Here is a 13,536-nt window from a genome sequence, read left to right on the forward strand (position 1 = left end):
ACGATGAACATCGACGGCCTGGCATCCGGTATCAAGACAAAAGATGTCATCGACGCGCTCATGAACGTCGCGGCGATCCCCAAGACTCTGGTCAAGAACAAGATCACCGATCACACGACGATCATCACCAACCTCCAGTCGCTCAACACCTCGCTGCAGAGCCTCGACGACAAGGCGAAGACCGCGGCGACCGCCACCTCGCTCGCGCGCTTCTCGGCGGCGAGCTCCTCGGAGACCGTGACCGTCACCGCGGGGGAGAAGGCGCGGGCGTTCTCGACCGCCGTCGTGGTCGACACCCTCGCCGTCGCGCACACCATCGTGACCGCACCCGGAGGGGCGGATGCATTCGCGGGTCCGTTCACCCTGGTCGCCCGAGACGGCACGGTCACCGAGATCGCCCCGGCCGGTGCCGCGCCGAGCGACCTCGTCGCCGCGCTCAACGCCGCCGGTGCGGGCGTCATCGCCACGGTCGTGCCGGGCGGGCGGGGCGCCGACGGTCAGCCCCTCTCGCGCGTGCAGATCTCCGCGACGCAGACGGGCGCGGACGCCTCCTTCGTCCTGCACCGCGGCAGCGCCGCCGACGTCGCCGCGGGAACCGGTACCGACGTGGCGAGCCAGGCGGGTGCGGCGATCGTCGGACGGGGAACGGATGCCGTGATCCGCCTGTTCGCGGGAACGACCGCCGAGCAGACGGTCACCAGCTCCTCCAACACCTTCGTCGGAATCGGCGAGGGCATCGACGTCACGGTGCGCGCCACGTCGACGCAGCCGATCACGATCACCGTCGCTGCCGACGGCAAGGCGCAATCCGACACCGCGGCGGCCTTCGTGAAGGAGATCGCCGCCCTGATGACGCGTATCGACAACGGCTCGAAGGCCACGGTCGCCGCACCGGGCTCGGCGACCACTCTCGGAGTGTTCACCGGCGACAGCACGGTGCGTTCTCTCCGCGGCGCGCTCTCCGGTGCCGTCCAGGATCCGATCGAGGGTGTCTCGCCGTCGACGATCGGCATCAGCGTCGACAAGTACGGCGCGCTGTCGTTCGACCAGGAGAAGTTCGCCGCCGCGATGCAGGCCGATCCGGTCGCCACGCAAGCGACGTTCTCGGCCGTCGCGGAACGCGTCCACGCGACCACCGCGCGCTACTCCGACAAGTACGACGGCCTGCTAACCCAGCGCATCGCGGGCCAGCAGAAAGAGGTCACGTCGCTGCAGCAGCAGGTGGAACGCATGGACCTGCGCCTCGACATGCGTCGAGCCACGCTCGAACGCACCTACTCCGCGATGGAAGTGCGGCTGTCGGGGCTGCAGTCGCAGTCGTCGTGGCTCACTTCTCAGCTGGCCGCCCTCACCCCGCCGTCGCAGTAACCGCGAACAGGAGACAGATCGATGCCCGTCACCACCCTCGCCCGCGCCCAGCAGGAATACCTCGAGCAGCAGGTGTCGTCCGCCACCCCCGAGCGGCTCGTCACGATGCTCTACGACCGGCTGCTCGTCGACGTCGAGCGCGCACGCGTCGCGCAGCAGAACGGCGACTGGCCGTCGGCGGGCACCTACCTCACGCACGCGCAGGCGATCATCGCGGAGCTGAGCGGTTCGCTCGACAGCGGCTGGGAGGGCTCGGACGGGTTGCGGGGGCTCTACACCTACATCACGGGCCGCCTCATCGTCGCCAACGTCGGTCGCGACGTGGCGGCTACGGAGGAGTGCGGAACCCTCATCGCGCCGCTCCGCGAGGCCTGGCACGCCGCCGCGGCCGCGCTCACCGTCTCGTGACGCAACGATGACCGACGACACGGCGTGGGCCGCCCTCCTGGACGCCTTCGAGCGCGCCCTCGACGCGGGGGACGAGGTCGATCCCGGGGCGTTCGAGCGACCTGCCGGACCGCCGCCGCAGCACCTCGTCACCCGCGCGCGGGACGTGCTCGAGAGGCAGCTCCGCGCGATCGAGGAGCTCGGCGTCGCCCGTGCCGAGCTCGCGCGCGAGATCGCGGCCCTACGGCGGATCCCGCCTACCCGGGTGAGCGCACCCGTCTACCTCGATGTGCGCGGATAACCGGAACCCCCCGCGCGTGCCGTGATCGCTCCGGGCCGGCATCCGTCTGCGCACCCCCTGCGCGGTTACGTCCGAGCGCCCCTGTCGCGATAGTCGGTACCGAGCACGGATCGCTCAACGACTGGCCACGGATCGGCTCGCCCCACGACCGGAGTGCCGCGTGCTCGAATCCGTCACCTCAACAGCCCTGTCCAGCGCCCTCGACGCGTTGTCGATCCGACAGCGCGCGATCGCCGAGAACATCTCGAACGTCAACACGCCCGGCTATCACGCCAAACGCGTGTCGTTCGAGAAGGAGCTCACGACCGCCGTCGAACGGGGGTCCGGGAGCGTCGAAGCGGTCGTCCAGCGCTCGCTCGAGCCCACGCGGCTCAACGGCAACAACGTCAACCTCGACACCGAGACGATGTCGAACATCGACACGGTGCTGCGCTATCAGTTCGCCGCCCAGGCCCTCAGCGGGCAGGCCTCCTCCATCACCAAGGCGATCGGGCAGGCCTCCGCATGAGTTTCGACGCGATCGGCATCGCGGGAACCGGGTTGTCGGCTCACCGCAAGTGGTTGGACGCCATCAGCGACAACATCGCCAACGTCAACACCGCCACCCCCGCGGGCCAGGACATGTTCCGCGAGAAGTACGTCACGGTGGCCGAGGGGGCCGAGACCCCCGGCGTCTACGTCACGGGTGTGCGCGAGTCGACGGCGGAGGGACGTCTGGTCTACGAGCCGGAGCACCCGTACGCCGACGAGAACGGCTACGTGCAGTACCCCAACGTCGACCTCGGCGATCAGATGAGCATGCTGATCCTCGCTCAGCGCGGCTATCAGGCCAACGCCGCCGTCATCGACCGCGCCAAGACGAGCTACGAAGCGGCCCTGCAGATCGGACGAAGCTGATGAGCATCCCCATCGACCCCGTCGCGGCCGCGGGCGTGACGCCCCTGAATCCCCTGAGCTTCGAGCAGACCACCGCGGCACCCCGGATCGGGGGTGCCGCGAGCGGACAGTCGTTCGCCGGTTCGCTCGCCGCCGCCGTCGAGAACCTGCAGCAGCTGCAGTCGACCTCGAACGGCCTCGCCGTGCAGGCCGTCACCGGAGACCTCGACGACATCCACAAGGCCACGCTCGCCTCGACGCGCGCCGGGGTCACGCTCGACCTGATGGTCGCCGTGCGCGATCGCGGTGTCGCCGCATTCAACGACGTCATGCGGATGCAGGCCTAGCCGTGCCCCGCGTTTTCGCGTCTTCGCTCGAGCGTCTCAAACGGATCGTCGCCGGCTTCAGCGTCGCCCAGCGAACGATCGCCGTGATCGGCGCCGCCCTTGTCGTGATGGGCATCATCGCGCTCGGCAGCTGGCTGGCGAAACCGCAGATGAGCCCGCTGTTCACGGGTCTGAGCCCGAGCGACGCCTCAGCCGTCGTGGAGCAGCTCAAGTCGGCGGGGGTGGGCTATGAGCTCACCGAGGGTGGAGCGACGGTCCTCGTGCCCGATGCGCAGGTCTACCCGCAGCGTCTGGCTGCCGCGGCAGCGGGCCTGCCCACCAACGACACCGGGGGGTACACGCTCCTCGACAAGATGGGCGTGACCGCGAGCGAGTTCCAGCAGTCGGTGACATACAAACGCGCCATCGAGGGCGAGCTGGCGGCGACCATCGGGGCGATGTCGGGGGTCACCGCGGCATCCGTGCAGTTGGCCATCCCCGAGCAAAGCGTCTTCGTGGCCGATAAGCAGCACCCCACGGCATCCGTCTTCGTCAAGACCCAGGGCGGTGCGAGCCTCAGCGACGATCAGATCGCCGCGATCGTGCATCTGACCAGCGCCTCGATCCCCGGAATGACCCCCGAAGACGTCGCGGTGACCGACCAATCGGGGCGGGTGCTCGCGGCGGTGGGGCAGGGGCTCACCGGTTCCGCGAGTACGCAAGCCTCGGAGCACGAGGCGAAGGTCGCCGGGGCGGTGACGAAGATGCTCGAGACCATCGTCGGCCCGGGCAACTCCACCGTCAGCGTCAGTGCCGACGTGGCCACCTCGACCTCCGAACGCATGGACGAGACGTACACCGCCCCCGAGGGCGGCGTGATGACCAACGAGCAGACCCGCACCCAGACCTCCAGCGGCGGTCAGGCGGGGGGAACGGGCGTGCTGGGACCCGACAACATCGCCGTGCCGAACACCGGGGGAGCGGGGTCGTTCGAATCCGAGGAGTCGACGCGCAACAACGCCGTCAACAAAACGACCGAGAAGACGACGACCCCGGCCGGCGACGTCACCCGGCAGACCGTCAGCATCGCCCTCGACCGCGGGTCGGTGCAGGGGGTCACGGCCGAACAGGTGCAGGCGCTGGTCACCAACGCGGCGGGCATCGACACGGCCCGCGGCGACACGGTCACGGTCGAGTTCGTCGACTTCAGCCAGAGCGCGGCTGCCACGGCCGCCGCGGCGCTCGAGGCGGCCGAGGCCGAGAAGGCAGCTCAGGCGCAGTCCGAGCTCGCGCGCGCGGCCATCATCGGCGGTTCGATCGTGCTCGCGGCCCTCATCCTCGTGATCGCGCTGCTGGTCCGTCGCCGCATGAAGCGACGCACGCTCTACACCGAGGACGGACCGATCGAGTACTTCGCGACGATGACCGAGACCGAGGAGCAGAAGCTCAAGACCCTCAAGGGGCTGGCCGAGCCCATCGCGTTGCCCGCGGTGCCGCCGACCAAGGTCATTCCCACCCTGCTCGATATCGAGGAGGAGCCGGAGTCGCCGCAGGTTCTCGTCGAGCAACGTCGGCGCGAGGTGGAGCAGCTCGCCAAGAGCGACCCGCAGAACGCGGCGAAGGCTCTCGCCCACCTCATGGACGAGGCAATGGCATGAGCCTGGTGAACACCCCGACGACGGATGCCGAGCACGCCCCCGCCACCGCTGTGACCGAGGTGCTCGCCGCGCCGGCGGTCACGATGTCGGGTCTGCGCAAGGCCGCGATCGTCATGCTCAACATGGACCGCGAGACCAGCGCCGAGGTGCTGCGTCATCTCGGCGAGGAACGCGCCGAGCTCCTGGCCGGAGAACTCGCTCAGCTCGGCAGCATCGACACCGCCGCCACCGCGGCAGCGCTCGCCGACTTCCGTCGTATCGCCTCGGGCCGTTCGCTCCTGAGCCGCGGCGGAGAGCAGTTCGCGACCGGACTGCTCGAGACGGCGTTCGGGCGCGAGAAGGCCGTGGGCATGGTGGGGCGTGTGATGTCGCAGGGCGTGGTCTCGTTCGACTTCCTCAACGCGGCGGACCCGACCCAGCTGGCCACGATCCTCGACGGCGAGATGCCGACCACCGTCGCCGTCGTGCTCGCGAACCTCCGCGCGGACCGCGCCGCCGCGGTCCTCGCCGCGCTTCAGGATCCGCTGCGCACCGACGTCGCGCAGGCGATCGCCGAGCTCGGGGTCGCCTCGCAGGAGGCGATCACCGTGGTCGCGGAGTCGCTGCGCGCGCGGACGGGGGTGTTCGGCACGCGTGAGGCGCACGAGGCCATCGGTGGTGTGCAGCCGCTGGTCGACATCATCAACCGGTCCGACACCGCCCTCGAGAAAGCGCTGTTGGCCGGTTTGGACGACCGCGACCGGGTGCTCGCCGAAGAGGTCCGCAGCCGGATGCTGACCTTCGCCGACATCTCGCGGCTCGAGGACCGCGACGCCCAGCGCGTGCTGCGGGGGATCGACCTGCGCGTGCTCGCCCTCGCGCTCAAGGGCGCCGACGAGCAGATCGGCGACGTGATCCGCCGCAACATGACCGAGCGCAACCGAGAGAACCTCGACGAGGAGACGCGGGCGCTCGGACCCGTGCGCATGCGGCAGGTCGACGAGGCTCGTGCCGAGGTCGTGCGTGTCATCCGCGAGCTCGAAGCCGCCGAGGAGATCACGCTCGCACGCGAGGACGACGACGAACTGATCGAGTGATCGCGATGCCGACCGCCCTCCCGGATGCGGTCGGTTACGGCGGGCAGCGCCCGTCGCGATAGTCGGGGAAGAGCACGGATCGCTCGTCGACTTGGCCACGGATCGGCTTCGCCACAACCGCAGGGTGACCACCGTGTCCGATTCCGTCTTCACTCCGCTGGTTCTGCCGCGCGTGGGCGAGGCGCAACCGGACGTTCGGGCTGTCGCCGACAGAGCGCGGGCGCGGGGATACGCCGACGGGTTCGCCGAGGGGCGCCGCGACGCCCGGGTCGAGCTCGAGAGCGAGCGTCTCGCGGCCGAGCGGCGCGTCGCCGCCCGCGACGCCGCAGCCGACGCGGCCCATCGAGCGGCCCTCTCGGCTCTCGGCGAAGCGAGGGCCCGGCTCGACGCCGAGATCGCCGCTCTCGTGGCATCCGACGTGCGACGTCTCGAGGAGCTCGCGATCGAGATGGCCGCCGAGATCTTGCGGACGGAGATGTCGGATGCCGCCCGCTCGGCCGCTCACGCGATGCGGCGGGCCGCCGCTCAGACGCCCCGCGCGGCATGGGTGCGGGTGCACCTGAACGAACGCGACCTGCGCACGCTCCACGATGCGGCCGCCGCGGAACTCGCGGAGGGCGTGGAGGTCGTGGCGGACGCCGACGTGGATCCCGGCGGCGCGATCGTCCGGATCGTGCACGGCAGCGTGGACACGCGGATCGGTGCGGCGCTCGAGCGGGCGCGCGCGGAACTCGCTCTGGACGACGACGGCGAGGCCGGCTCGTGAGCGTCGCCACCCGTCGCTGGGAGCGCGCACTGAGGGCGACCGGTCCGCGCCGCTCGGGGGTCGTGAAGGCCGTGGTGGGTCTCGGCGTGGAGGCTCTCGGCATCCCCGCCGCCGTCGGCGACCGCGTGCGCATCGAAGCCGCCGGCGCCGTCGAGATCGAGGCCGAGGTCGTCGCGGTCGACGGCGAAGCCGTGCGCTGCATGCCGATGGGCCCGATGACCGGTGTGCGCGTCGGCGCGGCGGTGCACCACTCCGCTGCGGCGCTGACGGTGCCGACCGGTCGCGGCCTGCTGGGGCGCGTTCTCGATGGTCTCGGTCGCCCGATCGATGGTCTCGGTCCGCTCGCCGGCGCCCCCGTCGTCGCCCTGGACAACACCGCGCCCAGCGTCATCGGACGCCAGCGGATCGACCGCCAACTGGGGCTGGGGGTGCGCGCGCTCGACACGATGACCCCCGTCGGCGTGGGCCAGCGGCTCGGACTGTTCGCGGGCTCGGGGGTCGGCAAGTCGTCGCTGATGTCGATGATCGCGCGCGGCTCGACCGCCGACGTCACCGTGATCGCGCTGGTGGGCGAGCGCGGTCGCGAGGTACGGGAGTTCCTCGAGGACGACCTCGGTCCCGAGGGCCTCGCGCGCGCGGTGGTCGTGGTGGCCACCTCGGACCAACCGGCGATGGCGCGCCTGCGGTCGGCGTTCGTCGCGACGCGCATCGCCGAGCAGTTCCGCGACGACGGCCTCGACGTGGTGCTGATGATGGACTCGCTCACGCGTGTGGCGATGGCTCAGCGCGAGATCGGGCTGTCTGCGGGAGAACCGCCCGCGACCCGCGGCTACCCGCCTTCCACCTTCTCGGTGCTGGCGGGTCTGCTCGAGCGCGCGGGCACCGGGCCCACCGGGTCGATCACGGGGTTGTACACCGTGCTCGTCGACGGCGACGATCACAACGAGCCGGTCGCCGACGCCGCGCGCGGGATCCTCGACGGGCACGTGGTGCTCGACCGCGGTCTCGCCGTGCGCGGCCACTTCCCGGCGATCGACGTTCTCGGGTCGGTCTCGCGCGTCGTGTCGAAGGTGACCACGCCCGACCAACGCGAGACTGCGGTGACCCTGCGCCGCGTGCTCGCCGCGCGTCGGCAGGCGAACGACCTCATCGACATCGGCGCGTACAAGGCGGGGGCGAACCCGCTCGTGGATGCCGCCCTCGCCCATCAGGGCGCCATCGACGGGTTCCTCACCCAGCGCATGGACGATCTGACCCCGACCGACGACTCCTGGCGGCGGTTGACCGCCCTGACGACCACCTTCGGAGGACTCTCATGACGTTCCCCCTCTCCGGACTGCTGCGTGTGCGCGGCGTGCAGGAGCGCGCCGCGGCCGAGTCGCTGTCACACGCTCGCGCCGAGGCCGTCGCCGCCGAAACGGCGGTCGAGCACGCGGTATCGAGCCTGAGCGACATCGCCACCGAGATCCACGACCCCGCGACGCTGCGGGCGATGGCCGCGGCCCGATCCTCGGGGCAGGCGGCGCTGGCCGACCTGCGTGCTCTCGCGCAGTTGCGACAGGATGCCGCGGAGGCCGCGTCTGCCGCCCACGTCGAGGCCCGCCGCGAGCTCAAGGGACTCGAGCGGCTCGAGAGCGCCCATCGCGCGAGCGAGCTCGCGCAGGAACGGCGCGCCGAACAGAGCGTGCTCGACGAGATCGCCGTGGGACGTGCGGCGCGCGACGCGGGGAGCGCCGCGTGAGCATGCTGCTGGCGACCGCGGGATCGATGCCCGCCTCGCCCCGGGGTGCGCGCTCGACGGGCGAAGGAGCGGCGACCACGGCCACGCGCACGATCTTCGCGGACGCACTGGCCCACGCCGCGGTGAGCCGGGATGATGCGGCCGGTCCGGTTCTCCCGGCCGAGCCGGTGACCGCCGCGGCAGACACCCTCGACGCCTCCGCGGACGGCTCCGATGATCGTCCTGCCGAACCGGCGCCGTCGTCGGGGTCGGAGGCCACGGCGTTCGGGGCCGAAGCCGTGACCGGTATGGCGATACCCGCTTCCATGGCGGTCCGGACGGACGTCGTTCCGGCGGTCGGGAGCTCCGCGTCGCACACCGCCGCGACGGAGCCGATCGCGGCAGCCGTTGCGGGGGAGCCGTTCGCGCAGACCCCTCCTGCGGCAGCCGGAGCGCCGGAGACCCGACCCCTCGTCGGAGTGCCCCTCGCCGGGATCGCCTCCGACGGCGCGAGACCCGCGGCCGACGGTCGCGAAGACGCGGCGCTCGTCGCGCTCGCCGCGGGGAACGGCGCCGAGAGATCGTCCGATCCGACGACGTGTGCAGCGGTCACGGCCGACACCCGCGCGAACGCCGCCCTGCCGACATCGGCGCGGCCCGGTGCCGCCGTCGCTTCCCCCCGCGAGACCGCGACGGCGGTACCGCCGTCGACCGCGAGCGTCCTCGAGGCACCTCCCGGGCTCGAGGCTCCGCGGGCCGCGTCGGCATCCACCGCCCCGCCGGTCCGTGCCCTTCTCCCGGCCGCCGCCGCGGGACCGGCGGTCATGCCCGAGGCGGCGCCCTCCGGCGGGGTCGTCGTCACCGGGCTCGCCCTCGCCGCCGCGCCGGAGGACGCACCGGCTCGACATGAGGCGGCGCCGTCGGTGGCGGCGACCGCCGGGCCGACCGGCGTCGCGGCGACCCCGCCCCTCTCGACATCCGTTCCGCTCGCACCCGCCCCGGCCGAGACCGCCGCGCCGACCTCGGCCCAGCGGTCGATCGCCGCTCAGGTCGCACCCGCGATCGTGCACATCGCGCAGCGCCCGGCGGGCACCCACCGGATCACGCTGACCATCACCCCCGAAGCGACGGGACCGGTGACCGTGCGCGCCCACATCGGGCCCGGGGGCGAGGTGCGCATCGACCTGGCGGGTGCGACCGAGGCGGGCCGCGACGCCCTGCGCGCCATGGTCGCCGACCTCCGCCGCGACCTGGCCGCCGTCAACCCCCACGCTCATCTCAGCGTGGGGTCCCCCCTCTCCGCCGACGCCGGAACCGGCGACCGCGGCGCCCCCTCCGAGAACGGGTCCGACCCGTCCGACCCCGGGCGCGGCTCCCGACCCGGCGACACCGCCCCGTCGGCATCCACCCGCCCTGCCGCCCGTCTCCTGCCCGCGCTCTCGCACGTCGTCCCCGGCGGCGGGCTCGACATTCTCGTCTGAGAGGACCGCTATGCCCGTCACCGCCGTCACCGGCTCACCCGCCCCGATCCCCGCGAACACGACCACCGCGACGACGACCGCCGCCCCGGCGAAGAAGGGGCTCGACAGCGAGGTGTTCATGAAGCTGCTCGTCACCCAGCTGACGAACCAGGACCCGTCCACCCCGATGGACACCAACCAGATGATCTCGCAGACCACGCAGCTGGCGATGATGGAGCAACTGACGGCGATGAGCCGCACCTCCACCGAGGCTTTCGCCCTCGACATGCGCCAGGCCGCCTCGACGCTCATCGGCCAGCAGGCCGGCTACCTCGACGCGAAGGGCGCCGCCGTCACCGGGATCGTGACGAAGGTGAGCTTCGACGGCCCCATCCCGCAGGTCACGATCGGCGACGCGACCGTCGCGCTCGATGAGATCACCTCCCTCGCCACCGCCCGGACCGGCACGTCCGCCTGACCACCCACACGAAAGAGACCTCCATGCTCCGTTCCCTCTCGTCCGGCATCTCCGGACTCCGTGCGCACCAGACCATGCTCGACACCACGGGCAATAACATCGCCAACGTCAACACCGCGGGCTTCAAGGGGGCCTCGGTGCTCTTCCAGGACACGCTGTCCCAGGCGGTCGGTGGGGCCGCGATCCCGGGCGCCGACGCCGGAGGCCGCAACCCCGCTCAGGTCGGACTCGGCGTGCAGGTCGCCGGAATCCGCACGAACTTCAGCCAGGGCGCCGCGCAGACCACCGGCCGCGGCGGCGACCTGATGATCCAGGGCGACGGGTTCTTCGCGGTGCGCTCGGGCGGAGAGACCCTCTACACGCGCGCCGGTGGCTTCGGCTTCGACGGCGCCGGCAACATGGTCACCGCCGACGGCGCGTTCGTGCAGGGATGGACCGCCCAGAACGGCGTCGTGGCCACCGGCCAGGCCGCGGGCACCATCTCTCTGCCGCAGGGGGCGGTCTCGCCGGCGCGGGCGACGACGGCGGCGACCGTCACGGGCAACCTGCCCTCGTCCGCGGCCGTCGGCGACCAGCTCGTGCGCGATATCGACGTCCACGACGCCCAGGGTGCCGCCAGGACCCTCAGCCTCACCTTCACCCGGACCGCGACGGGCTGGGACGTCACCGAACCCGCGAGCGGTGCGACCGGCACCCTGTCGTTCACCGACGGGCGCCAGACCGCAGGACTCACTCTGAACGCCGGCGGCGTCGCCGTCGACCTCACCGCGGTCACCGGCTTCGCCGACATGAGCACGGTCGCGATCACCTCGCAGGACGGTGCCGCGGCCGGCACCCTGCAGTCGTACTCGATCACGGGGGACGGCTCGATCGTCGGCACCTTCTCGAACGGCCGCACCGAGACCCTGGCGAAGGTCGCGATGGTGACCTTCGCCAATGCCGAAGGACTCGAGAAGGTCGGCGGGACGGCGTATCGCGCGACCGTCAACAGCGGCGGTGCGCAGATCGGCGAGGCCGGGCAAGCCGGCTTCGGCAAGCTCGTCTCGGGCTCGCTCGAGATGAGCAACGTCGATCTCTCGCAGGAGTTCACCAACCTCATCGTCGCCCAGCGCGGGTTCCAGGCGAGCGCACGCATCATCACCACGAGCGACGAGGTGCTGCAGGAGCTCACCAACCTCAAGCGCTGACCCTCCGCCCCTCGACGGCGCGGCCCACCCGAGTTACCCCCGGTGGGCCGCGTCGCGATAGTCGGGGCCGTCCCCTCACCCCTCGACCGGAGATCTCCCGATGATCACGCTCACCCGTCTCGACCACACGCGATTCGCGGTGAACCCCGATCTGATCGAGCGGGTGCACGAGTCGCCCGACACCACGCTGCACATGGTCGACGGTCGCGTCTACAACGTCGAAGAGAGCCTCGACGAACTCATCGACCGCATCGTCGCCTACCGCGCGCGCGTGCTCGCCGCGGCATCCGCCCTCTCGGTCCCGTCGGAGCGCTGACATGGACATCGCTTTCGTCGTCGGTGTCGTCGTCGCCTTCGGCGCCCTGTACGCCATGATCACGATGGAGGGCGCTCACCTGAGCGCGCTCCTGCTGCCGGCCCCGATGATCCTCGTTCTCGGCTCGACCATCGGCGTCGGCATCGCCAGCCACACGTTGCGCGACGCGATCGCGGCTTTCGGCTCGCTGGGGCGGATGGCGCGTGGACCGCGCTCCACCCCGGCCACCGTGATCCCGATCCTCGTCGCCTACGCCGAGAAGGCGCGGACCGAGGGGCTGCTGCGTCTCGAGGACGAGCTCGACGCCGCCCCCGACGACTACACCCGCCGCGCCGTGCAGGCGGTGGCCGACGGCGTCGACGCCGAGGAGCTGCGCACGCTGATGGACGACGAGATCGTCACCGAGGCGGCGCGCAACCGCGTGGCCGCGCGCTTCTTCTCCGCGCTCGGCGGGTACGCGCCCACGATCGGCATCGTCGGAACGGTCGTCTCTCTCACGCACGTGCTCGAGAACCTCAACAAGCCCGATGAGCTCGGACACATGATCGCCGCCGCCTTCGTCGCGACCCTCTGGGGTCTGTTGTCGGCCAACTTCATCTGGAACCCCATCGCGGGGCGGCTGAACCGCATGGCCGCCGTCGAGCAGGAGCGCATGACGCTCGTGAGCGAAGGGATCCTGGCCATCCAGGCCGGGAGCGCGCCGCGCCTGGTCGAGGAGCGTCTGCTGGCGCTGACCACCTACAAGCCGAAGAAGAAGAAGGAGCCCCGACCCGACAAGGTCACCGCGACGGGGGATGCCGAGTGAGCAGCAGCCGACGCGCGCGCGGCCGCGGCCACGACGAGGGCGAGCACGACGAGCCCGACGAGCGCTGGGCCGTGTCGTACTCCGACATGGTGACGGTGCTGATGTGCCTGTTCATCGTGTTGTACGCGGTGTCGATCGTCGACGACACCAAGTACGAGCAGCTCAAGAACGGTCTCGCCGAGGCGTTCGGCCAATCCCAGACGCCGGGCGGCGGCGACTTCACCGAGGGTCTCGTGATCCCGCCCGAGCTGCTGGTCGAGGAGGGCGTCGAAGACGTCGCGGCGCGTGCTGCTCGCGAACGCGACGACCTCGAGCAGATGAAGCAGCAGATCACGTCGGCGCTGGCCGCTCAGGGACTGGCGGGGACGGTCGACTTCGTCATCGACGAGCGCGGACTGAAAGTGGGCCTCGTCGGCGCCGAGACGTTCTTCACCGACAACCGCACCGACCTGTCGGCCAAGGCGGATGCCGTCCTCGACGCGATCGGCGACGTGCTGGCCGCCGCGGGAAACCCCCTCAGCATCGAGGGTCACGCCGACCATCGCGCGGCGGTCGCGCCCTACGAGAGCAACTGGGAGCTCAGCAGCGGACGCGCCACCAAGGTCGCGCGTTATCTCGTCGAGCACGAGGGCATCGCCGGTTCCCGGGTGCAGGCGGTCGGCTACTCCGATCAGCGTCCGCTCGTCGAGGGCGACACCGCGGAAGATCTGGCGGCGAACCGCCGCGTCGACATCGTCGTGCAATCCACCGAGGAGGAGCAGGTGCGTGCCCTCATCCCCGGACTCGTCCAGACAGCTCCGCGGGGGTGACCC

General features: G+C 71.3%; 17 protein-coding genes. All 17 read left to right on the forward strand.

The genetic code is table 11. The features are described 5' to 3' along the window. Positions 1 to 3 precede the first annotated feature (3 nt). The 17 genes from fliD (at position 4) to MTE01_RS02115 (ending at position 13,533) form a co-directional block, all read left to right on the forward strand. On the forward strand, positions 4 to 1,368 hold the full coding sequence (gene fliD / locus MTE01_RS02035) for a flagellar filament capping protein FliD (protein WP_141375451.1): 1,365 nt from the start codon (positions 4 to 6) through the stop codon (positions 1,366 to 1,368). Between the two features lie 21 nt (positions 1,369 to 1,389). Beyond that, positions 1,390 to 1,776, forward strand: coding sequence for a flagellar export chaperone FliS (fliS, locus tag MTE01_RS02040; protein ID WP_103210091.1), 387 nt, complete (start codon positions 1,390 to 1,392; stop codon positions 1,774 to 1,776). 7 nt (positions 1,777 to 1,783) lie between these two features. After that, positions 1,784 to 2,056 (forward strand): hypothetical protein, encoded by a 273-nt coding sequence (locus MTE01_RS02045; RefSeq protein ID WP_103210093.1) that lies wholly within the window; start codon positions 1,784 to 1,786, stop codon positions 2,054 to 2,056. A 160-nt stretch (positions 2,057 to 2,216) separates the two neighbouring features. Continuing rightward, positions 2,217 to 2,564 carry a flagellar basal body rod protein FlgB gene (locus MTE01_RS02050; RefSeq protein WP_103210095.1) on the forward strand — a complete coding sequence of 116 codons (348 nt, stop codon included), beginning with the start codon at positions 2,217 to 2,219 and terminating at the stop codon, positions 2,562 to 2,564. Then, on the forward strand, positions 2,561 to 2,953 hold the full coding sequence (gene flgC, locus MTE01_RS02055; protein WP_103210097.1) for a flagellar basal body rod protein FlgC: 393 nt from the start codon (positions 2,561 to 2,563) through the stop codon (positions 2,951 to 2,953). The genes MTE01_RS02050 and flgC overlap by 4 nt, the downstream gene beginning before the upstream one ends. After that, on the forward strand, positions 2,953 to 3,279 hold the full coding sequence (gene fliE / locus MTE01_RS02060) for a flagellar hook-basal body complex protein FliE (RefSeq protein WP_103210099.1): 327 nt from the start codon (positions 2,953 to 2,955) through the stop codon (positions 3,277 to 3,279). Before flgC ends, fliE begins: the two co-directional genes overlap by 1 nt. A 2-nt stretch (positions 3,280 to 3,281) precedes the next feature. Continuing rightward, positions 3,282 to 4,916, forward strand: a complete 1,635-nt coding sequence (gene fliF / locus MTE01_RS02065) for a flagellar basal-body MS-ring/collar protein FliF (RefSeq protein ID WP_141375453.1) — start codon at positions 3,282 to 3,284, stop codon at positions 4,914 to 4,916. Then, complete coding sequence (fliG, locus tag MTE01_RS02070; protein ID WP_246077940.1) at positions 4,913 to 5,992, forward strand: flagellar motor switch protein FliG; 1,080 nt, start codon at positions 4,913 to 4,915, stop codon at positions 5,990 to 5,992. Before fliF ends, fliG begins: the two co-directional genes overlap by 4 nt. A 133-nt stretch (positions 5,993 to 6,125) precedes the next feature. Continuing rightward, complete coding sequence (locus MTE01_RS02075; protein WP_170210586.1) at positions 6,126 to 6,758, forward strand: FliH/SctL family protein; 633 nt, start codon at positions 6,126 to 6,128, stop codon at positions 6,756 to 6,758. Further along, positions 6,755 to 8,077 carry a FliI/YscN family ATPase gene (locus MTE01_RS02080; protein WP_141375457.1) on the forward strand — a complete coding sequence of 441 codons (1,323 nt, stop codon included), beginning with the start codon at positions 6,755 to 6,757 and terminating at the stop codon, positions 8,075 to 8,077. Before MTE01_RS02075 ends, MTE01_RS02080 begins: the two co-directional genes overlap by 4 nt. After that, positions 8,074 to 8,499: a flagellar FliJ family protein gene (locus MTE01_RS02085; RefSeq protein ID WP_103210108.1), complete on the forward strand. Its 426-nt coding sequence runs from the start codon at positions 8,074 to 8,076 to the stop codon at positions 8,497 to 8,499. Before MTE01_RS02080 ends, MTE01_RS02085 begins: the two co-directional genes overlap by 4 nt. After that, entirely contained in the window at positions 8,496 to 9,959 is a 1,464-nt protein-coding gene (locus MTE01_RS02090; protein ID WP_141375459.1) for a hypothetical protein, read from the forward strand. Before MTE01_RS02085 ends, MTE01_RS02090 begins: the two co-directional genes overlap by 4 nt. 10 nt (positions 9,960 to 9,969) lie before the next feature. Beyond that, a complete protein-coding gene (locus MTE01_RS02095; protein WP_141375461.1) occupies positions 9,970 to 10,416 on the forward strand; it encodes a flagellar hook capping FlgD N-terminal domain-containing protein in 447 nt (148 codons plus the stop codon). 23 nt (positions 10,417 to 10,439) lie between these two features. Further along, positions 10,440 to 11,603: a flagellar hook protein FlgE gene (locus MTE01_RS02100; RefSeq protein ID WP_103210114.1), complete on the forward strand. Its 1,164-nt coding sequence runs from the start codon at positions 10,440 to 10,442 to the stop codon at positions 11,601 to 11,603. 100 nt (positions 11,604 to 11,703) lie between these two features. Further along, positions 11,704 to 11,919, forward strand: a complete 216-nt coding sequence (locus MTE01_RS02105; protein WP_141375463.1) for a flagellar FlbD family protein — start codon at positions 11,704 to 11,706, stop codon at positions 11,917 to 11,919. A gap of 1 nt (position 11,920) precedes the next feature. Beyond that, positions 11,921 to 12,724 carry a motility protein A gene (locus MTE01_RS02110; RefSeq protein WP_141375464.1) on the forward strand — a complete coding sequence of 268 codons (804 nt, stop codon included), beginning with the start codon at positions 11,921 to 11,923 and terminating at the stop codon, positions 12,722 to 12,724. Continuing rightward, positions 12,721 to 13,533, forward strand: a complete 813-nt coding sequence (locus tag MTE01_RS02115) for an OmpA/MotB family protein (protein WP_116238469.1) — start codon at positions 12,721 to 12,723, stop codon at positions 13,531 to 13,533. Before MTE01_RS02110 ends, MTE01_RS02115 begins: the two co-directional genes overlap by 4 nt. Positions 13,534 to 13,536: the final 3 nt, after the last annotated feature.

Origin of the sequence: Microbacterium testaceum (genome assembly GCF_006539145.1) — a bacterium.
Lineage (GTDB): Bacteria > Actinomycetota > Actinomycetes > Actinomycetales > Microbacteriaceae > Microbacterium > Microbacterium testaceum.